At 68.4% G+C, this 21,448-nt stretch carries 18 protein-coding genes; 14 read left to right on the top strand and 4 right to left on the bottom strand.

Annotated features, from left to right (window positions below; all coding sequences use genetic code 11):
* Positions 1 to 37 precede the first annotated feature (37 nt).
* Positions 38 to 1,273, bottom strand: coding sequence for a UDP-N-acetyl-D-mannosamine dehydrogenase (gene wecC, locus HNR24_RS02470; RefSeq protein ID WP_058889063.1), 1,236 nt, complete (start codon positions 1,271 to 1,273; stop codon positions 38 to 40).
* A 256-nt stretch (positions 1,274 to 1,529) separates the two neighbouring features.
* On the opposite strand from wecC, the gene HNR24_RS02475 reads away from it, so the two are divergent.
* Positions 1,530 to 3,692, top strand: coding sequence for an acyltransferase family protein (locus HNR24_RS02475; RefSeq protein ID WP_182494919.1), 2,163 nt, complete (start codon positions 1,530 to 1,532; stop codon positions 3,690 to 3,692).
* A gap of 55 nt (positions 3,693 to 3,747) precedes the next feature.
* Here HNR24_RS02475 and HNR24_RS14215 read toward each other — a convergent pair whose 3' ends face one another.
* From HNR24_RS14215 to HNR24_RS14220, 3 genes are all read right to left on the bottom strand, one after another.
* Entirely contained in the window at positions 3,748 to 6,627 is a 2,880-nt protein-coding gene (locus HNR24_RS14215) for a glycosyltransferase family A protein (protein ID WP_182494920.1), read from the bottom strand.
* Positions 6,624 to 6,992 (bottom strand): hypothetical protein, encoded by a 369-nt coding sequence (locus HNR24_RS02485; RefSeq protein ID WP_058889066.1) that lies wholly within the window; start codon positions 6,990 to 6,992, stop codon positions 6,624 to 6,626. Before HNR24_RS02485 ends, HNR24_RS14215 begins: the two co-directional genes overlap by 4 nt.
* 101 nt (positions 6,993 to 7,093) lie before the next feature.
* On the bottom strand, positions 7,094 to 10,084 hold the full coding sequence (locus HNR24_RS14220; protein WP_182494921.1) for a glycosyltransferase family 2 protein: 2,991 nt from the start codon (positions 10,082 to 10,084) through the stop codon (positions 7,094 to 7,096).
* A gap of 97 nt (positions 10,085 to 10,181) precedes the next feature.
* Between HNR24_RS14220 and ffh the strand changes: the two genes are divergently transcribed.
* The 13 genes from ffh (at position 10,182) to HNR24_RS02555 (ending at position 21,383) form a co-directional block, all read left to right on the top strand.
* Positions 10,182 to 11,786: a signal recognition particle protein gene (ffh, locus tag HNR24_RS02495; RefSeq protein ID WP_179442591.1), complete on the top strand. Its 1,605-nt coding sequence runs from the start codon at positions 10,182 to 10,184 to the stop codon at positions 11,784 to 11,786.
* A 200-nt stretch (positions 11,787 to 11,986) separates the two neighbouring features.
* A complete protein-coding gene (rpsP, locus tag HNR24_RS02500) occupies positions 11,987 to 12,394 on the top strand; it encodes a 30S ribosomal protein S16 (protein WP_179442590.1) in 408 nt (135 codons plus the stop codon).
* Between the two features lie 17 nt (positions 12,395 to 12,411).
* Positions 12,412 to 12,654 carry an RNA-binding protein gene (locus HNR24_RS02505; RefSeq protein ID WP_036476533.1) on the top strand — a complete coding sequence of 81 codons (243 nt, stop codon included), beginning with the start codon at positions 12,412 to 12,414 and terminating at the stop codon, positions 12,652 to 12,654.
* Positions 12,655 to 12,673: 19 nt separating this feature from the next.
* Positions 12,674 to 13,258, top strand: a complete 585-nt coding sequence (gene rimM, locus HNR24_RS02510) for a ribosome maturation factor RimM (protein ID WP_182494922.1) — start codon at positions 12,674 to 12,676, stop codon at positions 13,256 to 13,258.
* A gap of 14 nt (positions 13,259 to 13,272) precedes the next feature.
* The gene (gene trmD / locus HNR24_RS02515; protein ID WP_182494923.1) at positions 13,273 to 14,025 is read left to right on the top strand and encodes a tRNA (guanosine(37)-N1)-methyltransferase TrmD; all 753 of its coding nucleotides are present in this window, start codon (positions 13,273 to 13,275) and stop codon (positions 14,023 to 14,025) included.
* Between the two features lie 204 nt (positions 14,026 to 14,229).
* Entirely contained in the window at positions 14,230 to 14,625 is a 396-nt protein-coding gene (gene rplS, locus HNR24_RS02520) for a 50S ribosomal protein L19 (RefSeq protein WP_058889071.1), read from the top strand.
* Between the two features lie 149 nt (positions 14,626 to 14,774).
* Entirely contained in the window at positions 14,775 to 15,404 is a 630-nt protein-coding gene (gene lepB / locus HNR24_RS02525) for a signal peptidase I (protein ID WP_310735366.1), read from the top strand.
* Entirely contained in the window at positions 15,391 to 16,125 is a 735-nt protein-coding gene (gene lepB, locus HNR24_RS02530; RefSeq protein WP_375139288.1) for a signal peptidase I, read from the top strand. The genes lepB (HNR24_RS02525) and lepB (HNR24_RS02530) overlap by 14 nt, the downstream gene beginning before the upstream one ends.
* Positions 16,126 to 16,153: 28 nt before the next feature.
* Positions 16,154 to 16,822 (top strand): ribonuclease HII, encoded by a 669-nt coding sequence (gene rnhB / locus HNR24_RS02535; RefSeq protein ID WP_182494925.1) that lies wholly within the window; start codon positions 16,154 to 16,156, stop codon positions 16,820 to 16,822.
* Between the two features lie 165 nt (positions 16,823 to 16,987).
* The gene (locus HNR24_RS02540) at positions 16,988 to 17,368 is read left to right on the top strand and encodes a YraN family protein (RefSeq protein WP_182494926.1); all 381 of its coding nucleotides are present in this window, start codon (positions 16,988 to 16,990) and stop codon (positions 17,366 to 17,368) included.
* Positions 17,368 to 19,005 carry a YifB family Mg chelatase-like AAA ATPase gene (locus HNR24_RS02545; protein ID WP_182494927.1) on the top strand — a complete coding sequence of 546 codons (1,638 nt, stop codon included), beginning with the start codon at positions 17,368 to 17,370 and terminating at the stop codon, positions 19,003 to 19,005. The genes HNR24_RS02540 and HNR24_RS02545 overlap by 1 nt, the downstream gene beginning before the upstream one ends.
* Before the next feature lie 14 nt (positions 19,006 to 19,019).
* Complete coding sequence (locus HNR24_RS02550) at positions 19,020 to 20,330, top strand: DNA-processing protein DprA (RefSeq protein ID WP_182494928.1); 1,311 nt, start codon at positions 19,020 to 19,022, stop codon at positions 20,328 to 20,330.
* Positions 20,331 to 20,423: 93 nt separating this feature from the next.
* A complete protein-coding gene (locus HNR24_RS02555) occupies positions 20,424 to 21,383 on the top strand; it encodes a tyrosine recombinase XerC (RefSeq protein WP_182494929.1) in 960 nt (319 codons plus the stop codon).
* Positions 21,384 to 21,448: the final 65 nt, after the last annotated feature.

The following is a 21,448-nucleotide window of genomic DNA, read 5'->3' on the forward strand; positions in this document are numbered from 1 at the left end:
GGGCGCATCAGCCGGGAGAGCTCATCCCCGAAGCAGGTCAGCGCCAGATCCCGCGCGTGTCGATCAGCACGGCCTCACCGAGGCGCGCCGCCGGCAGGTCCTTGAACACCTGGTGATCCACTAGCAGCACCACCACGTCGGCGCGCTGCAGAGCCTCATCGAGGTCAGTCAGCGCCACGTTGCTGAACCCACTGAGCGCCGCGGGCAGGGTCTGGATATGCGGCTCCACGGCCAGCAGCTGTGCCTGTGGGGCGCGCTCGGCCAGCGTCTGAGCGATCTGCAGCGCGGGAGACTCGCGCAGGTCATCGATGTCGGCTTTGAAGGCGAGCCCCAGCAGCGCCACGGTGGGGGCGGGCCCAGCAGACTCCAGGGCCTGCTCGATCCGGCCCAGAACCCACTCCGGCTTCGCGTCGTTGGTCTCGCGAGCGGTGCGGATCAGCCGGGACTCCTCGGGGGCCGCGTCGACGATGAACCACGGGTCCACGGCGATGCAGTGGCCGCCCACTCCCGGGCCGGGCTGGAGGATGTTGACCCGGGGATGGTGGTTGGCCAGCTCGATGAGCTCCCAGACATCGATGCCCAGTCGGTGGCTGATGACCGAGAGCTCATTGGCGAAGGCGATGTTGACGTCTCGGAAGCTGTTCTCGGTGAGTTTCGCCATCTCGGCGGTGCGCGCATCGGTGAGCAGGAACTCACCTTTTGCGAAGGCCGAGTACAGGTCACGGGCGGCCTCTGCGGCGGCCGGAGTCAGCCCGCCGATGATCCGATCGTTGGTGATCATCTCCTCCATGATCCTGCCCGGCAGCACGCGCTCGGGACAGTGCGCGACCAGGATGTCCTCGGCGCCGAGGTCTGGGCGCGCCGCGAGGATCCGCTGCGCGAGATGCTCTGTGGCTCCCGGAGGGGAGGTGGATTCCAAGATGATCAGTTCTCCGCCGGTGAGCTTCCCGGCGATCCCATCCGCGGCAGCCTCGATATAAGAGAGGTCCGCGGCGTGTGCCTCGGTGAACGGGGTGGGCACTGCGACGATGTAGGCCTCGGCCGTGGGTGTCTGCGTCGTCGCGGTCAGTGTGCCGCTGCTCACCGCACGTTCCAGGACCTCGCGCAGGCCGGGCTCCACGAAGGGGACCTCGCCCTTGTTCACCGCCGCGACATTGCGCTCAGAGACGTCCATGCCGATCGTGGTGACGCCGTGGTCTGCAAGGATCGCGGCGGTGGGCAGTCCGATGTAGCCGAGTCCGATGACACCGACGCTGGAGAAGTTCCTGGGCAAGGCGGTCCACTTTCGTAGGCGACACGATGATGCCCAGAGCGGGAGGGGCCGAGGGCACGATGAGGCTGACAGCAGGCGAGTCTATCCCAGCCGGTTCAAGCGGTCACTACCTTCCAGGAGCCTGGGATCCTGCAGATCGGTGTGGGGTCGGGGTTTCTCCGAAAACGGCGATATCTTAGATCGGTTGCCGTCAAGCGTGGAAGGAAGATAGGAACCGCCCATGTCCTCACGCGAGACATCTGCAGCTGCCCCGGCCGTGGCTTCGACAACCGTGACTCAGCCCGCCGGACGAGGCTCACGCAGCGAACGTTTCCAGCCGGAGATCCAGGGCATGCGAGCCTTGGCGGTGCTGCTGGTGGTGGTCTACCACTTCTGGCCGGAGCAGCTGCGAGGCGGGTACGTCGGGGTCGATGTCTTCTTCGTGATCTCGGGCTACCTGATCACTGCGCACCTGTTCAAGGAGGCCTCCCGGACCGGGCGGATCCGGCTGGGTCAGTTCTGGGCGCGCAGAATCCGGCGTCTGCTGCCACTGAGCCTGCTGGTGCTGGCCGCGACCGCTGTCGCGTCGGTGCTGATCCTGCCCAGCACGCTGTGGCAGAGCACCAGCCGGCAGATCATGGCCTCGGCGCTCTACGTGCAGAACTGGGTCCTGGCCGAGGACGCGATCGACTACTCCAAGGCTGATGAGCGGGCCACCGCGGTGCAGCACTTCTGGTCGCTCTCTGTGGAGGAACAGTTCTACCTGTTGTGGCCGGTGCTCCTCGCGGTCGTCCTGGGCATCGCAGTGCTGAGCCGGCGCGTCCGGACCCGTGCCGAGGGTGCTGCGGTGCCGCGCAACCACACCAGGGCGATCTTCCTCTGGGTGATCGGTCTGCTCGGTGCCGGATCCCTGGCGTTCTCGATCTACTACACCGCCGAGTCCTCCGCCCAGGCCTACTTCATCACCCCGACCCGGATCTGGGAGTTCGCGCTCGGAGCCCTGCTGGCGCTGATCCTCGGGTCCAGCCAGTTCAGCGGCCGGTGGGGGAACCTGCTCGGCTGGGCCGGACTGGGGATGATCCTTGCCGCGGCCTGGTGCTTCAGCGAGACCACCCCGTTCCCGGGCTGGACGGCACTGCTGCCGACCCTGGGGACGGTGCTGCTGATGGCCTGCGGTGGCAAGAGCCCGTGGGTCGGGGTGCACTGGTGGCTCTCGCTGCGACCAGCCACGGCGATCGGTGACTGGTCCTACGCGATCTATCTCTGGCACTGGCCGGTGCTGATCTTTGCGCCCTACCTGCTGGAGGGAACCGAGGGCTGGGAGGTCAAGGTCGCGCTGATCTTCGGCGTGGTGCTGCTCTCCGCGCTGAGCACCAGGTTCTACGAGGCCCCGCTGCGTCGCGCGAGGGTCCTGCTGCCGACCTGGCGCACCCTTGTCGCTGCTGCGGCCGGGATGGCCCTGGTGGTCGGCGTCGCCCACTACTCGGTTCAGATCGTGGAGGCGGAGTTCACCGCCTCTGAGCTCTCCGAGGACCACCCCTGCTACGGCTACCGGGCCTTGGCGAATCCAGACCAGTGCGGCGACCCGTTCGAAGGGACCCAGGGCCTGACGCCCTCCGCGGCCGAGGTCGCCGCCCAGCCCCAGGAGCCGGCGTACCCGGGCTGTCAGGCCGAGGCAGAGGACGAGGGCGTTCCGGAGTGCTGGCTCGGCGCGGAGGCGGCCCAGGCGGAGGGGACCATCGCGGTGTTCGGTGACTCCCACGCCACGATGTGGCTGCCGGCCCTGGATGAGATCGCCCAGGACGCCGGCAAGCGCCTGCTGGTGCTGACCCGCTCCAGCTGCACTCCCCGGGCCGCCACCTACGTCCAGGCGGAGGACCCCTGCGGGGAGGCCAACCTCGAGATCCTGGATCGGCTCGCGGAGGACCCCGAGGTCGAGACGGTGGTCATCGCGGGCAGCCAGATGACCGGAGGCTTCGAGGGCCCCGACGTCGAGGTGGACCTTCCGGAGTCCGAGGTGGAGCTCAGCGACGCCGGGCGCAGCATCCTGACCCCGATCCAGTTCTGGCTTGAAGCCGAGAAGCAGGTCGTGGTGATGGGCGAGATTCCCCGGCTCAATCTCGAGCGCAATGAGACTGAGACCCTGCCCGAGTGCGTGGCTCTGCACGAGGAGGACCCCGCCGCCTGCAATGACGACCTCCAGGACACCCGGGTGAGCGAGCGCTGGCTCACAGCGTCAGAGACCGTGTTCGCCGAGGCTGAGAACTATCATTTCGTCCCGACCGAGGATCTGCTCTGCTCGGAGGAGCAGGGCACCTGCTACGCGGTGCTCGGCGGAGCGATCACCTATAACGACAACAGCCACGTCTCGCAGAACTTCGTCCGCTCGGTGACCGCGGAGCTGGCCCAGCGGATCGAGCCGGCGCTGCAGGGACCCTAGCGCGTCCCGGCGGGTGCTCCGCTGTGGGGAAGGACCATCTCACGGGATGGCGGGTTCAGCGGGGGGAGCGCCCCCGAGCCTGCGCCAGGTGCTCCCAGAACTCGACAGCCTCCGGGGTGGTCCACTGGTGGTCCCCGTAGTAGCCCAGCAGATCCGCCAGGGTCTCGGCGGCGAAGCGCCAGTCCGCGGGCTCGGCCTCGAGTCGGCGCAGCTTCGGCAGCATCCAGCTCACGAAGAAGGGCTCCAGTCGGAGTTCCCGGTAGGCCTCCAGCTTGCCCACCTCCCGCAGCCACTGTGACCGCGCGAGATCCAAGGGACGGTACTTCTCGAAGTAGCCCGGATTGATGGTGTTAACGGTGGAGTCGCTGACCGCCGAGTAGTAGGTGTGCACCCCGATGTCCTGGACCCGGACCCGGCGGGCGTAGTAGAGCATCTGCTGGAAGAAGTAGCTGTCCTGCCCCACCGCGCCCACCGGCTGCTGCAGTCCGCAGGCCTTGAGCCACTTGGTGCGAGCAACGACCGTCTGGATCCCCATCGGACGGAAGTGCAGCTTCTCCAGAGCGTCCCGCGGAACGGTGATGGTGCCTGAGGGGTCCTGGTGCTCCGCCAGCGTCTCGCGCAGCAGCTCGCTGTAGCGCAGACGGCCGAACCGGCTGGCCCAGTGCGTCATATCACCAAGCACGAAGTCCACGTCCTGGTGCTCCGAGATGTCCTCGAGCAGCTGCGCGAAGCCGTCCTGGATCGCCTCGTTGTCCGGGTCCAGGTAGGTCACGAACGGTGTGTGCGTGAGCTCCAGTCCGGTGTTCCGTGGTCGCGACGCCGAGCCGGAGCCGCCACCTCCATGGTGGTAGGCGGTCACGTTCGGATACTTGTGGGCGAGCTCCTCCACGGTGTCCACTGTGACCGGATCGGTGGACCCGTCATTGACCAGAAGCACGTGCATCTTCTCGAAGATGGATGAACGGCGCAGCGACGCGAAGGCCTTATGCCGCAGGTGATCGCCGTTGTTGTAGACCGGAACGATCACGGTCAGGGCCAGGTCGAGCCGGCGCGCGGTCTCGGCGGCTCGCCGTGAGGTCGCCTGCAGATCTTCATCGACCAGCAGCGCCGGGCGGTCTCGGCGCGCCCGGTCCCCGCGGGCGTGGTGTCCGAGGTGGTCGATGAAGAAGACCCGCTCCTCGGCGGCGTGTCTGCGCAGCGCAGCGGGGCTGGCTGTGGCTTCGGCAGCAGGACGCCACCACGCCGTGAGGTCCGCGGGCAGACCCGCATGGGTGGCCGATGCGTGGCGCTGGGCGGCATGCCCGGTCTGTTCCGCGCTGCCATCGAGCTTGGAGACCACGCCGGCGCCCTGGTAGCGGAACGCCGCCACCATGTCCGCCACATAGGTGGGCGAGTAGTGCCGACTGGTGGAGACCGGGAGCAGGATGTCATAGCTGCCATGGCGGGCGGGCAGCTGATCCCAGGTGGTCAGCGGGACCGCTCCGTGGGTCTGGGAGGCCAGCTCGCCGCGCAGCACCGGATCCAGCTCGTGGTTGCCCGTGGTGCGTGCGGTTCCTCCCTGGTATTCGGCTCCCGGGCCTGCGGCTCCCGCGCCCGCGGCTCCCAGGTGTTCGGCTCCCCGGGCCGGCGCAGGCTGATCAAGCACGGCGAGCACCCGTTCGGTGGGCTGCGCGGCAGGCAGGCCGACGGCGGCGCACATGGTCTCCAGCACGTCGCAGACGTGGTGGTTGATGAAAGCTGTGCGGATCCCGTCGCCCTGGACGCGTCTGAGCTCCGCGACGCTCAGTGATCCCAGTGCGGCCGAGACGTCCTCGGCGGACTGCGGGATCTGGACATGCGGCAGGTAGGAGTTCACGCCCTGGTTGTAGCCGCTGATCACCAGGGAACCAGCGGCCTGCAGCTCGATGATGCGCCGATCGTAGAGCGTCTGGGAGCTGATCACCTCGTTGAGCACAATGCCGATGTCGGTCACCCTGTCCAGGGCGGCCAGGGTCTCGGCTCCTGGGTTCTCCACGAGCAGCGGCCAGTGCCGGGCGGCGAACCCGGCTCCGACCCCTGCGGGGAAGGTGTCCCTCCCGTCCTGGCGCAGCAGCGCCGCGGGGAGTCCCTGGGCGCTGATGCCGTCGAGGATCCATTCCGCCATCAGGCGCAGATCGCGGGGGCTCTGGGGGACCTGCGCCCCGGCCATCGCGATCACCTCCGAGTGGGTGTTGCGAGAGCCCAGCGGGGAGTTCTGCAGCGGGTTGACCACCATCGGCACACGGGTAACCGTGGACGCCTCGCCCCGCGAGTCCGCGTAGCGGCGGACGGCCTCCTGGGACACGGCGAAGACCTGCTCACAGGCGTCGGCGATCTCTCGGCCGGCGGCGGTGGTGCTGCGCGTCGTGCGGTCCCAGAAGACCACCGGTGTTCCACGTCGCGCGCAGTGCGGGAGCACCTCGCCAAGCAGCCGCTGGACCCGGGCCGCCTGTTCGTCCTCGGTGGCCTCGCTGACGCCCTCTGCCGGGAAGCTGAAGCGGGCTCCCACGCTCACCGGGGTCAGCACAAGAAGGTCGATCCCTTCAAGCAGCGCCGGGTCGGAGCTGAGCTCGGCGCCGCTGAACCCGCGGACCCGGGCTGCACCGTGCAGGACCCAGCGGGTCGCCTCGTCGTCGACGACGGCCACGCGCAGCGGGAGTGCCGGTCGGGAGATCCCGGACTCTGTGGCGGGGAGTGCCCGCATGGCCGGCTCGAGGCGCTCGAGCAGGTCCGAGGCGTCTCTCGCGCCTCGGGCGAAGGGGCTGCCCGGTTCTGGGCCCAAGAGCTCCAGGGTGCCCATCTGGCGCAGGGCGCGCGCCGGATCCGGTGCCATGAGCAGCCGCGTGATCGCAGCGGCGCCCGCCTCCAGGCGGACCTGGCGCGGGTGCGGACCGATGTGGTCCGGCCGGGGTGTCACCGGCTGAGCCCTGCTCGTCGGGCGGCCCGTTCAAAGGGCCGGGAGAGTTTCCGTCCGGCCGCCCGCGCGGCCTTATCGGGGTGCTGCAGAGCGAACTCCACGCGCTTGCGCATCTTCGACGAGGCGGTGGCTGAGGCCGCCAGTGCGGTCTTCCCGCGGGAACGGCGCTGTTCGAGTTCTGAGACGCGCTGCTTCAGGGCGGCGATATCCACCTCCTGGAGGCGTTCCAGCTGCCCATAGGCCCAGCGCAGCTCGGTCAGCAGCGCCTGGTGCTGGGTGAGCAGCTCGACGAGGACCTCGCGGGTGTCCTCGCTGAGGTCGGACTGCGCCGCTGGGTCGATGGTGGTCTTCTCGGTCTCGGTCATCGTCTTCCACGTCCTTCACTTCGATGGTGCCCGGCCGGTTCGCGGGCGCTCTGCTTGTGCCTGGGTTCCGACTCAGGAACCGGCGCTGCTCGTCTGGGTGATCATGGTCGCCCCTCGGGGCTGTGGAAGAAGTCCAGTCCACGAGGATCTCTCCAGCGGACCTCTCCGTATGCGGCGATGAGCTCCCGGAGCACACCGGCCGCCTCGTCGCGGTCGTGAGGCAGCACACGACGGTACTTCTGCAGATACCAGGAGACGAAGAACGACTCGAAGCGCTGCTCGAGGTAGACCTCGAACAGGCCGACTTCGCGCAGCCAGGCCGCACGATCCTGCTCCAGGATCAGGTACTTGCGGAAGTAGTTCGGTGAGATCACGTTGACGATCGAGGTCTCCACCGCCCCGTAGTAGGTGTAGACCGGGCGGTAGACCGGGACATAGGCCCGGGTGTGGAAGAACATCTGCTGGAAGAAGTAGCTGTCCTGTCCCACGGCGCCCTCGGGCTGCACCAGCCCGAGGCCCTGCAGCCAGGCCGTGCGCGCCACCAGCGCCTCGATGGAGGCAGGCCGGAAGTTCAGTATCTGCAGGGCGTCCTGGGTGGGCCAGTGCAGACCGTCGCGGTGCTCGACGCCGGGCTGGAACCACTCATGGTAGTCATGGACCCCATACTTGCGGGTCCACACCGCCATGGTCCCCAGGGCGTAGTCAGCCTCTTCAGCCCCTCGCAGCCGCTCCAGCAGCTCCCAGTAGCCGTCCTCGAGCTCCTCATCATCGGGATCCAGGTAGGTGAGGAACTCGGTGAAGCTCAGCGCCAGCCCGGTGTTGCGCGGACGGGAGGCTGAGCCTGACCCGCCCAGTCCATGATGGAACGCCGAGACGTTTGGCCAGGTCGCGGCGAGCTCCTCGATGGTGTCCACGGTGGAGGCGTCGGTGGAGCCGTCGTTGATCAACAGGACATGCATCTTCTCGAACATCCCGGATCGGCGCAGCGAGGCGAACGCCTTATGCCTGAGATGGTCCCCGTTGTTGTAGATCGGGACGATGACGGCGAGCTCGAGTCCCAGCGTCTCGGCGGTGGCGCGGAACTCCTCTCGAGCCTGCGCCAGCTCGGTTCCCCGCTCGCGGATGATCTCACGCCGGGCACCGGCACGGCGGTGCCCCAGATGATCGATGGCGTAGACCGGCAGCGGCGAAGCTGCTGAGCTTGGGGACGACTCCAGGGATTCGAGCAGTCGCTCCGGGGACAGGGCGGTGGAAAGTTCTGGCCGCCACCAGGCGGAGAGTCCCAGATCGGTGACACCCCGGCGGCGCTGATGGGCGGCGTCGTCCGTGGAGGCGGCGTCGCCGTCGAGCTTCGTGGTCACCGCCGCCGACTGGTACCGGAAGGCGGCGACATGATCGGCGAGGTACTCCGGGCTGTAGCGCCGGGCCGCGCTGAGCGGAACCAGGATGTCTACGCCTGCGTGGAGAAGCTCGGTGCCCGCGCTGCCCTGGGCGCTCAGCTGGCTCCAGGTGGTGACCGTGCTGGCTGGGTGAGTCTGGGAGGCGACGTCCGCGCGCAGCTGCTCGGTGAGCTCATCGGCGACCACCAGGATGCGTTCCCGGCACACCTCGGCCTCCATTCCGGCGGCCTGGACGATCCGGCTCAGCACCTCGGCACCGTGATGGTCCGTGAAGATCTTCCGGATCCCGTCCGCCTGGACCCGGCGCAGCTCGTCCAAGGTCATCGTCTCCAGGGTCTTGGCGACGTCCTCCGCCGAGTTCGCGATATGGACCTGCGGATAATAGGAGTTCACGCCCTGGTTATAGGTGGAGAGCACCATGGTCCCGCTGGCCTGGAGCTGCAGGATCTGGGGATCGAAGACCGCCTGCGAGTCCATCACGGCGTTCACCGCCAGCCCGACGTCGAGGGCGCGCTGCAGTCTGGCCGCGGTCTCCGGGGACTCGAGCGTGGCGGCCTCCGCACGGGTGAGCGTCCAGGGGGCATAGTCCCGGGGGATCGCCCAGTGGTTCGGTCGTGGGTCCGGAGCCGGACCGCGGGTGAAGCTCGGGGTGAGGTGCGGTGGAAGCAGCGCCGTCGGCCGTCCGGAGCCCAGGGCCCCGTCGAAGAGCGGCGGGATGAACTCCGGCTCCTCCAGATGTGCGGCGGGCCGCCGCTGTTCGGTGCCCAGCAGTGCGATCAGCGAGCTGCGCGCGGGACGAGTCCCCACCGGGGAGTGCAGCAACGGACTCACCGGATGCGGGATCACCTCCACCGGGATCGCGTCGGAGCAGCGGCTTCGCAACACCTCCGCGGCTTCATGGTCTGTGGCAAAGATGTACGAGCAGCGCTCTGCGATGCTCAGGCTGGGGCCGACTGCGGGGCCGGAGGTGACCACCAGGACGACGCTCAGGCCGCGAGCCCGGGCCGCGGGGATCAGGGTCTCGAGCAGGAACTCCGCTGATTCCTCCGTCTCGGAACCGATCAGCAGCAGGTCGATCTGCTTCAGCTCGGTCTCCCAGTCCTCGGCGGTGATCTCTCGCAGCTCCGCCAGGCCGAAGAATCCGGCGTGCAGCCGAGCTCCAGCGACCAGACCAACGCGCAGGGTCAGCGCGGGCCTGGAGATGCCCGCCTCCGGGTCTGGCAGCTTCGTGGCGGCGTCCAGCGCCTGGGCCCACTGCCGGGTCGGCATATCGGCAGGGGCATGGCCGGCGTGGTCCGGTGTCGGGCCCGCATGGTCATGTGTAGGGCTGGCATGGTCCTGTGCCGGGCTGGTGTGGTCCGGCGCGGCGCTCGCCGGGGTGCCAGGGAGCGCGGGGGACCCCTTCAGGGCCCGAGGGGACCCCGTCAGGGCCTGTGCGGACTCGGCCAGGGCCTCGGCGCGCTCGCGGTGCGCGCCGGCGTGCCGGGTGTGCAGGCTGCCGGCCATCGAGTCCTGTGTCGGCGCGGACCAGGAGCGCGCCGCCGCGCGATGGGCCTCTTCCACCGCGCCCAGGGCCTGGACGTGGGCTTTCCTGGCGGCCTCGAGGATCGCCGCGTCGGTGGCCGGGACCCGCTCCGGACGTTCTGCGGTCTGGGAGGCGGTGTCACTGGGGGGAAGGTCTGTCCATCGCACATTGATACTCTAGAGCCTCGGTACATCCACTGCGCGGTGGACGCACGCTGCTCCGGGCCGCGCAGCCACCACCCACGACCCAAGGGACATCCCAGACGTGTTCAACTCCCTCTCCGATCGCCTGAGCGCGACCTTCAAGAACCTCCGCGGCAAGGGAAGGCTCTCCGAGGCCGACATCGACGGCACCGCTCGGGAGATCCGCCGGGCGCTGCTCGACGCCGACGTCGCGGTGCCGGTGGTCCGCGAGTTCATCGCCAAGGTCAAGGCGCGCGCCCTCGGCTCCGAGGTCGCCCAGGCGCTGAACCCGGGTCAGCAGGTCGTGAAGATCGTCAATGAGGAGCTTGTCGGGATCCTCGGCGGGCAGACCCGCGAGCTGGCCTTCGCGAAGAACCCGCCGACCGTGATCATGCTCGCCGGCCTGCAGGGCGCGGGCAAGACCACACTGGCCGGGAAGCTGGCGCATCACCTGAAGAATCAGGGCCACACCCCGATGCTCATCGCCTGTGACCTGCAGCGACCCAATGCGGTCACGCAGCTGCAGGTCGGCGGCAAGCGCGCCGGTGTCCCGGTCTACGCCCCGCACCCAGGGGTCTCATCGGAGTTCGAGGCCGCCACCGGAGACCCGGTCCAGGTGGCCACCGACGGGCTCGCCGAGGCGCGCAACAAGCTGCACGACGTGATCATCATCGACACCGCCGGCCGGCTCGGCGTCGACGCCGAACTGATGCGTCAGGCCGCAGACATCAAGGCTGCGGTCGGCGCCCACGAGACGCTCTTCGTGATCGACGCGATGATCGGCCAGGACGCGGTCACCACCGCCCAGGCCTTCAACGAGGGCGTCGACTTCACCGGCGTGGTGCTGACCAAGCTCGACGGCGACGCCCGCGGCGGTGCAGCCCTCTCCGTCGCCTCGGTCACCGGCAAGCCGGTCATGTACGCCTCCACCGGAGAAGGACTCAAGGACTTCGAGGTCTTCCACCCGGACCGGATGGCGCGCCGGATCCTGGACATGGGAGACATCCTCTCCCTGGTCGAGCAGGCCGAGGCCAACTGGGATCGCGGCGAGGCCGAGAAGATGGCGAAGAAGTTCGCCGACCAGGAGGACTTCACCCTCGACGACTTCCTGGGCCAGATGCAGCAGCTCAAGAAGATGGGCTCGATGAAGAAGCTGCTGGGCATGATGCCCGGCGCCCAGGGGATGCGTCAGCAGCTGGAGCAGTTCGACGAGTCCTCGATCGGCCGGGTGGAGGCGATCATCTATTCGATGACCCCCTATGAGCGCAACGTGCCCAAGGTGATCAACGGCTCTCGCCGGGCGCGCATCGCCAAGGGATCCGGCGTACATGTCTCGGAGGTCAACCAGCTTCTGGAGCGCTTCACCCAGGCGCAGAAGATGATGAAGAAGATGGCTGGGGGCGGGGGAATGCCTCAGATGCCCGGCGGCGGCGGAATGCCGGGGATGGGCGGGATGCCCGGAATGGGCGCCGGCGGAGGGGCGTCGAAGAAGCGCAAGCCTGCGCCCAAGCCCAAGAAAAAGTCCGGGAACCCGGCCAAGGCGGCCCAGGAGGCCCGCGAGGCCGAGCTCAAGCGCACCCAGGGTGCCGCCAAGCGGATGGACGGCTCCAGCTTCGGTGCGGGCTCGAAGGATCTCAAGCCCGAGGACCTGAACCTGCCCAAGGGGTTCGAGAAGTACCTGCGCTGACCAGCGCGGACCGGGCGCCAGATCGCGCGTTCGGGGGATCTCTGGCACAATAGGCAGGTACTTTGTTCGACGGAGGGCACCCTCTAAACCCGCCGTAGGGACAATGTTCTGAAGTGGTCGCATCGATTGTGCAGCACGTCCCCACGCAATCTGTTGCCTGACCGCGCCCCTGAAACAAGAAACAGGAGTGGACCACTCAAGTGGCAGTTAAAATTCGTCTGAAGCGCATGGGCAAGATCCGTGCACCGTTCTACCGTGTTGTCGTCGCCGACTCCCGCACCAAGCGGGACGGCGCCGCGATCGAGCAGATCGGCAAGTACGACCCGACGCAGGAGCCCTCGCTGATCGAGATCGATTCCGAGCGTGCTCAGTACTGGCTCTCCGTGGGCGCCCAGCCCACCGAGCAGGTCAATGCACTGCTGAAGGTCACTGGTGACTGGCAGAAGTTCAAGGGCCTCGAAGGCTCCGAGGGCACTCTGCGCACCCGGGCCCCCAAGGAGGAGTTCGTCGCTCCCAGCAAGGGTTCGGTCATCCAGGAGAAGAAGTCCAAGGCTCCGGCTCCTGCCGAAGAGGCAGCTGAGTCTGCTTCGCAGGAGAACGCCGAGTAATCATGGGAGCTGATGCAGTGCTGAGTGACGCGCTCGAACACCTGGTCCGCGGCATCGTGGATGCCCCGGACGACGTCGATGTCCGCCGTAAGGGCGGGCGTCGCTACGACGTGCTCCAGGTACGGGTTCATCCCGATGACCTCGGTCGAGTGATCGGCCGGGCCGGGCGCACCGCCAAGGCACTGCGCACTGTGGTCTCCGCGCTCCCTGGTGGGGGCGATGTCCGGGTGGACGTGGTCGACACCGACCGCAGCCGCTGAGCGATCCGAGGACTGCACCATGACTGCTGGCACACCAGGCCAGGAAGCACACGAGACCGACCCGCAGGCACTGCCAGATTCGGCAGAGCGCCTGCGGGTCGCTCGTATCGGCAAACCCCACGGGATCCGCGGCGAGGTCACCGCCCAGCTCTACACCGATGAGCCGGAGCAGCGTCTGGCCCCCGGGGCGGAACTGATCCGCACCCCCGGAGCCCAGACCCTGGATCGCAACACCACCACGCTGACGATCACCCGGCAGCGATGGAACAAGAACATCGCGCTGTTGAGCTTCGCGGAGATCAGCGACCGCGACAGCGCCGAAGCCCTGCGCGGCTCCACCCTCTACGTCGCGGTCCCCGCACTGGAGGACACCGACGAGGACGGCTGGTACAGCCACGAGCTCGCAGGCTTCTCCTGCGTGGACGCCGCAGGCCAGCCCCTGGGCACGCTCAAGGAGCTGCTCACCGGAGCCGCCCAAGACCTGCTCGTGGTCACCTCCGGCAGCGGCGAGGAAGTCATGGTCCCCTTCGTCGAAGAGCTCGTCCCCGAGGTCGACGTGGAGAATCGGCGCATCGTGCTGACCCCGCCGGCCGGCCTGTTCTGAGCGGCAGGCACGCCATGCGGATCGACCTGATCTCCATCTTTCCCGAGTTCTTCGACGTCCTGGACCTCTCACTGATCGGGAAGGCCCAGCGCGAGGGACGGCTCGCCGTGCACCGGCACCAGCTGCGCGACTTCAGCTTCGACAAGCACCGCAGCGTGGATGACACCCCCACCGGCGGAGGCGCCGGGATGGTCATGAAGCCCGAGCCGTGGGCGCTGGCGCTGGAGCATGTGCTCACCCAGGCCCAGCCCCCGGCCCACGCGCAGTCTCCAGGCTCCGAAGGCCGGCCGACCCTGATCATCCCCACCCCGGCCGGGGAGGTGCTTACCCAGCACACCGCGCAGCAGCTGGCCCGCACCGAGCACCTGGTCTTCGCTCCGGGGCGTTTCGAGGGCATCGATCAGCGACTGCTGGACTGGGCCCCGCAGCACTTCGACGTGCGCCCGATGTCGATCGGGGACTATGTGCTCAACGGCGGCGAGTCCGCCGTCGTCGTGATGGTCGAAGCCATCACCCGGCTGATCCCCGGGGTATTGGGCAACCCAGAGTCGCTGGCGGAGGAGTCCCATGCGCACGGGCTGCTGGAGTACCCGGTCTACACCAAACCCGCGCGCTGGCGCGGCCTCGATGTGCCCGAGATCCTGCTCTCCGGGGATCACGCGAAGATCGCGGCCTGGCGGGCGCAGCAACAGGATGTCCGCACCCGCAAGCTACGACCAGATCTGTGGGCCAAGCACGTGGTCGCACAGGAGAAGAATCTGACATAGAATTGACCACCGTGCCTGCTGGGCGGCTTCATCTGCCATGGGGGATGAGCGTCAACAGACGGGCCGCCGGAGCGGGAATTCCTCCCGATCCGGATCTTCGCGACTTGACCTGCGCCGGACTCCGGCGTGCGCGGCGCCACGAGCGCCCGCCGAGAGGTCGCAACCCGAACGAATGACCTGTGGCGCTCGTTCAAGGAGAGACATATGCATAAGCTCGATTTCATCGACGCAGCCAGCCTGCGCACCGACATCCCGGAGTTCGGCCCCGGCGACACGGTCAGCGTGCACGTGAACATCATCGAAGGCAAGAACACCCGTGTTCAGGTCTTCAAGGGCTACGTCCTGGGTCGCCAGGGCCACGGCGTCGGCGAGACCTTCACCGTCCGCAAGGTCTCCTTCGGCGTCGGCGTGGAGCGTACCTTCCCGGTGCACTCCCCAGTGACCGAGAAGATCGAGGTCCTGGCCCGCGGTGACGTTCGCCGCGCCAAGCTCTACTACATGCGCGATCGCCATGGTAAGGCTGCACGCATCAAGGAGAAGCGTGAGTCCACCATTGCTCGCCAGCAGGGCGAGAAGGTCGAAGAGGTCACCGAAGCCTGATCCACGGATCAGCTTCGGCGCACCGCTGAGAGCCTGAACGTCGTATGAACAGCGCAGAGAACCCTGAGCACTCCGAGTCCGACTCGGCGGCTCGGGGTTCTCGGCGTATCAGGCGGTCCGCCCGACCCGGAAGATTCCCGTCCTGGACGGTGCTCGCCGCGACCGTGGTGCTCGCGGTGCTTGTGGCCACCGGGCTGCGCCTGTTCGTGGTCGACGTCTACACCGTCTCGCAGGTCTCCATGGAGCCCACCCTGGCAGATGCGGAGCGGATCCTCGTGGAGAAGCGCTACCCCGGGGACGAGGGCGTGCAGCGCGGGGATGTGATCGTCTTCGACGGTGAGGGCTCCTTCACCCCCTACGAGGGCGGCGGATCGAACCTGGAGGAGCTCGCCGCACGCGTCGGACACTGGTTCGGCCTCGCCACGCCGCCAGCGACCTACGTCAAGCGGGTGCTCGGCACCGGCGGTGACACCGTCGCCTGCTGCACCGACTCCGGAGCGCTCACGGTCAACGCGGAACCAGTTCAGGAGGACTATCTGGGCCGCGAGGTCTCGGCCGAGATGCCCGCCTCGGAGCTGAGCTTCGAGGCCGAGGTGCCCCCTGGTCGCCTCTGGGTGATGGGGGACAACCGTGAGGAGTCGCTGGATTCCCGCGCGCTGTTGGGCGCACCTGGCGGGGGTATGATCAGCGAGGACCGCATCCTGGGCCGCGTCACCGGCGTGTTCTGGCCCTGGAGCGAACGACGAGAACTCCCGGAGGTCGATCATCAGCAGCAGTGACACGTCTCCGGCAGCACAGCCGCAGAGCCGTCGAGAACGACGTCGTCAGGCCCGCGAGGCCCGACACCCGCTGACGGCATTCCTGATCGAAATCGCCACGATCCTGGTGTTCGCCCTGGTCATCTCGTTCGTGGTGAAGACCTTCTTCTTCCGGGCCTTCTACATCCCCTCGGAGTCGATGGAGCCCACCTTGCAGGTCGATGACCGGATCATCGTGAACCTGCTGGCGCCTGAGGTCATGGAGGTGCAGCGCGGGGACGTCGTCGTCTTCGAGGACACCCGCCAGTGGTGGGGCGCCGGGACCCAGATCGAGACGAACACCTTCCAGGACGCGATGATCTTCTTCGGCCTGATGCCCGACACCTCCTCACACTTCGTGGTCAAGCGGGTCGTCGGGGTGGGCGGAGACGAGGTCGAGTGCTGTGACGACCAGGGACGGATCCTGGTCAACGGCGAGCCGATCGAAGAGCCCTATATCTTCCCCGGCGATGTCCCCAGCGAAGGCGAGTTCGCGGTGACCGTCCCGGAAGACAGCGTCTGGCTTCTTGGGGATCACCGCGGGAACTCCGCCGATTCACGCTCCCACGTGGATGAACCCGATATGGGAGCCGTCCCGCTGGAAGACGTCATCGGTCGATCCAGCGCCGTGATCTGGCCGCTGGATCACTTCGGTGACGGCGGGACCGAGCGGGACCCGTTCGAGTCGGTTCCCGCGCCATGAGCACCCGTTCCGCCGCTCTTGCGCGCTGATGCCTGAGAACGCCACGCTGCTGCCAGAGCTGGCCATCGCCGCTCAGCGCAACGTCCGCTACATCGCCGGCATCGACGAGGTCGGTCGGGGCGCCCTGGCCGGTCCGGTCAGCATCGGAGTGGTGGTCTTCGACCTTGCCTCCCCGGTGTTCGCCCAGACGCCGAGGGTGAGCGGAGTCTGCTCTCAGCTCGACGGCGTGCGCGACTCCAAGCTGCTCAGCGCCAAGGCGCGGCAGCGCTGGCATCCGCACATCTGCGAACACGCCGCCGCCTACAGCGTCCAGCACCGGGCGCCACGAGAGATCGACGCGCTGGGGATCAACGGGGCGCTGCGCGCCGCCGGATTCGCTGGGCTCAACGCGGTAGAGCTCCAGCTCGGGCGACCCTTGGATGCCGTGATCCTGGACGGGTCTTATGACTGGCTGACCCATGGGGCCTCGCCCCGGGTGCAGACCATGGTCAAGGCAGATATCAAGTCCCTGACGGTGGCCTGCGCCTCGGTGCTCGCCAAGCTGGAGCGCGATCAGCTGATGGAGCAGCTCGCCGTCGAGCATCCCGGGTACGGGTGGGACTCCAACCGCGGCTACGGCTCCCAGGGCCACCGCAGCGCGCTGCTGGAGCTCGGCGTCACCGCCCAGCACCGGCTGAGCTGGAACCTCGGCGTCTGATCCGTCGCTCTCTCGGCTGATCCGGCACGCGGCGCGCCATCGGGCTCAGTCTGCCCCAGGTGGGATCTGCCGTCTTGCGCCGGGCCTCTCCTCCACAGCACTCCGGTGTCGCTGCCGGGTCCGCGACGCGTGCCCGATGCTGGTGTTCCTGAGAGAGGAGCGCAGATGCGAGCCAAGGACGTCACGGGCATCATCGGAGAAGAGATCGCGGCCGAGTATCTGTCCCGGCAGGGTCATGAGATCCTCGAACGCCGATGGCGCGGTGCGCGCGGTGAACTGGACCTGATCACCAGGGACGGCGCCCACCTGGTGGCCGTGGAGGTCAAGACCCGCCGGGGCAGCGGCTACGGCCACCCCTTTGAGGCGATCACGGGCCCCAAGCTCGCCCGGCTGCACCGGCTGCTGCTGGAATACTGCGCCGCCGTGCACCGGCTGCACGAGCGGCGCCGAGTCGACGTCGTCGCTGTGGTGCTGAGCGGGACCTCGGAGGCACACGCTGCGGAGCATCTGATCCGCGGCGTGGAACACCTCAAGGGCGTCAGCTGATGAGCATGGGTCGCGCACGTGGGGTGGTCCTCTTCGGCATGGACGGTCATCTGATCGAGGTAGAGGCCGACGTCGGCCGGGCACTTCCCGCATTCATCCTGCTGGGCCTGCCTGACGCGTCACTGCGCGAGAGCCAGGACCGGATCCGCTCCGCGGCCAAGAACGCCGGCCTCGATCTCCCTGCCCGTCGGCTCACCGTCAATCTGCTTCCGGCGTCGTTGCCGAAGTCCGGCTCGGTGCTTGACCTCGCGATCCTGATGAGCGCCTGGGCAGCTGACGGGAAGGTCAGCGGCACGGCTGAGGTCGTGTTCCTCGCGGAGCTGGGTCTGGACGGGCGTCTCCGCCCGGTCCGCGGCGTGCTTCCCTCGGTGGCTGCGGCCCAGGCTGCCGGCGCACAGACCGTGGTGGTCGCAGTGGAGAATGCTCAGGAGGCTGCTCTGGTGCCGGGGATGACGGTTCTCGCTGGCTCACATGTGGGTCAGGTCGTGACATCCTTCGCGTCGGTCGCGCTCAGACCGCGGGTCCGCCGTGACTCGCTCGGGCTCGAACGCTGGGGTGCAGAGCGTTCAGCGGACGCCGGCGCCGTCCTGGATCCGCGCCGGGCGGCAAGTGCTGCTCAGGACCATCTCGGGTCGTTCCTTTCAGGGAACGACGGTGAGGGTGCCCTCGGTGATCCCGGCCCCGACCTCGCGGAGGTGCGAGGTCAGGAGGAGGCGCGGTTCGCTCTGGAGCTGGCGGCGGCGGGTGGCCACCACCTGTTGCTGATCGGTGCTCCCGGGGCTGGCAAGACCATGCTGGCGGAGCGGATGTCGGGGATTCTGCCGCCGCTGGATGACCAGGCGGCGATGGAAGCCACCGCGATCGAATCGATCTCGGCAGATCCGCGCACTGTCACCAGGCTGCGCCGGGTCCCGCCGTTCCAGGCTCCGCATCACAGCGCCTCGATGGCGGCGATCGTCGGTGGTGGAGCCCGCATCGCCCGCCCTGGGGCGGTGACCCGAGCGCATCAGGGGGTGCTCTTCCTCGACGAGGCTCCCGAGTTTCCTCGGCCCGCCCTCGACGCCTTGCGCCAGCCCTTGGAGACCGGGAGGATCTCGCTGCACAGATCCGCTGGCAGCGTGACCTACCCCGCCCGTTTCCAGCTCGTGCTCGCGGCGAATCCGTGCCCCTGTGGTCTCAATGTGGGCTCTGGGACGCGGTGTCGATGCTCGGTGGCTCAACGGCGAAACTACATGGCGCGTCTCTCGGGTCCTCTGCTGGACCGCATCGATCTGCAGATCCAGGTGGATCGGCCCCGATCAGCCGCTGCGGCCCTCGGTCCGCCGGGGGAGAGCTCGGCGGCAGTCCGCGCCCGGGTCCTGGAAGCCCGCGCGGCGCAGGCGGAGCGCCTGCGGCCATGGGGGCTGCGGACCAATTCCCAGGCTCCGATGCAGCTGCTCACCGGAGAACTGAAGCTGCCCGCGGGGTCTACAAGAGACATCGACGATGCCCTGGACAAGGCGTCGATCTCATTGCGCGGTTATCTCCGCGTGCTGCGGCTGGCCTGGACCATCGCGGACCTGATGGACCAGGACCGGCCGGGGGTCGATGAGGTCGACGCCGCCCTGCAGCTGCGCCAGAGGTCCCAGACCCACTGAACCCGGGAGAACCGATGACACCTGAGCCCCTGCAAGCAACCCCCCAGCGGATCGTCCGCGCAGACCTGTCCCGACTGATCGAACCCGGCGATCTTCTCGCCGGCCTCGCGCTGGAGCGCTTCGGCGCAGAGGCCCTGCATGCGCTGATCACCTCCGGACGCACATCCTCGGCCTCGGAACGCCAGAGGCTCGCCGAGGCCGCAGAGTCAGCGGGACTGGGGCCCCGCCAGCGCGATCTTCGCGAGGGGCTCGCGCGATGGCGCCCCCGCTGTGGTCAGCTCCATGCCGCCGCCGACCTTGCGGCCATGGGCAGACTGGGCGGAGGCGTGTTGATGCCGGAGGACCCGGGCTGGCCGCAGCAGCTGCAGGACCTCGGACCATCGGCCCCCGTGGCGCTCTGGTTCCGTGGCGGCGAGGAACCCGAGGACGTATCGCTGAACCGGCTCCCCGGACCGAATCGGACCGTGGCCATCGTCGGGTCCAGGGAGGTCACCGATTACGGCATCCGGGTCACTGCGGAGCTCACCGAGGATCTGGTGCGCGCGGGACTCTGCGTGGTCTCCGGCGGCGCCTACGGTGTCGACGCGGCAGCGCACCGAGTCGCGCTGCGCACAGCACTGGAACAAGCCTCACGCTCCGCACCCGGATCGGAGTCGGCCGCGCGGTCGTGCTCCACGGCGAACGCCGGCAGGGCGCCCACGCTCGCGGTCATGGCCGGCGGACTGGACCGGTTCTATCCGGCCGGAAACGAGAGCCTGCTCCGAGAGGTGGCGGCGAAGGGACTGCTGCTCAGCGAGATGGCACCCGGATCTGCACCTACGCGGCATCGATTCCTGCAGCGGAACCGACTCATCGCCGCACTGGGCATGGTCACCGTGGTCACCGAGGCGCGGTGGCGCAGCGGCGCGCAGTCCACTGCCCACCATGCGCTCACCCTGGGCAGAGAGGTCGGCGTGGTGCCCGGGAGCATCTTCTCGGCCTCATCAGCCGGCTGCCATCGGCTGCTGCGGGAGACCCCGGCCCAATTGGTCCGCGACGCAGCCGACGTGCTGGGTCTGGTCACCGGAGCCGTGCCAGCACACACCCCGTCCCGGGGTGCCGTCCAACCCGTGCTGCCCATGCCGGCCGGGCAGAAGCATCCGCAGGACGGACTCGATGAGGCCCAGCGGCTGCTCTTCGACGCTCTGCCCAGACGCGGACTGAGCGCCCCGGGCAAGCTCTCGGCGGTCGCCGGTCTGCCGCTGCCCAAGGTACTCGCCGAGCTGACTCGACTTCAGCGCTCCGGCCACGCCAGAGACGTCAACGGACAGTGGGGGCGGGCATGAGGTCAGCGCGCAGAGTGCGGCGGCGCGTGCAGTGCCGCCAGGGCCGGTGCGCGCCGAACCACGGGATCTGTCAGGCGGTCGTAGACTTTCGCCATGGCCCCCGTGCAGGATCAATCAGCAGAGCCCGCCGCCGCGGCAGAACCCGAGCTGATCACAGCGTTCATCGATCATCTCCGTCACGAACGCGGCCTCTCCGCGCAGACGATCCGCGCCTACCGCAGCGACCTCCTCCAGCTCGCCCAGCGCCGAGGCCCGCTGGAACAGCTGCGCCTCGCCGGGATCCGCAGCTGGCTGGGAGAGCTGCATGAGGCCGGGCTGAGCAGAAACACCTTGAACCGGAAGACAGCCTCGGTGCGGGCCTTCACCGCCTGGGCACACCGCCGCGGCCACCTGCCCGAGGATCCGTCCGTCCGACTGCGGACCGCGCGGCGCAGCGACCACCTGCCCGATGTGCTGCAGCACCAGCACGTGGAGCAGCTCACCGGTCACCTGGCCGAAGCGGCGCAGGAGATCGCTCACGCGGAGGCCCCGGATCACGCCGCGCACGCGCTGAGCCTCCGCGACGCCGCGATGGTAGAGCTGCTCTACGCCACCGGTATGCGAGTCTCTGAGCTCAGCGGACTGGATCTGTCTTCCTTCGAGACCGGGCGGCGAATGGTGCGACTGCTCGGGAAGGGCAATAAGGAGCGGATCGTTCCCTACGGCGTGCCCGCCGAGTCCGCGCTGCGAGCCTGGCTCGGCCACGGACGCCCCGAGCTTGCGACCCCGGCCTCGGCGCAGGCGTGCTTCCTGGGTCGCCGCGGCGGACGGGTGGACGTGCGCACGGTCCGGCGCGTCGTCGACGCTCAGCTGGCCAGGCTGGGCACCACAGCCGCCCGTGGCCCGCATGCGCTGCGACACACGGCGGCTACCCATCTGCTCGAAGGCGGCGCCGATCTGCGCACAGTCCAGGAGCTGCTGGGTCACGCCTCCCTGAGCACCACTCAGCTCTACACGCACGTCACCATCGACACGCTGCGCGACGCCTACGGGCAGGCCCATCCTCGCGCCTGAGAAAACGATCTGACCTGGATCTGTTAAGATCAGTAGTGTTGCTCGCCGCACAAGATGTTAACCTG

The sequence above is a fragment of the Nesterenkonia sandarakina genome, assembly GCF_014138825.1.
GTDB classification, from domain to species: domain Bacteria; phylum Actinomycetota; class Actinomycetes; order Actinomycetales; family Micrococcaceae; genus Nesterenkonia; species Nesterenkonia sandarakina.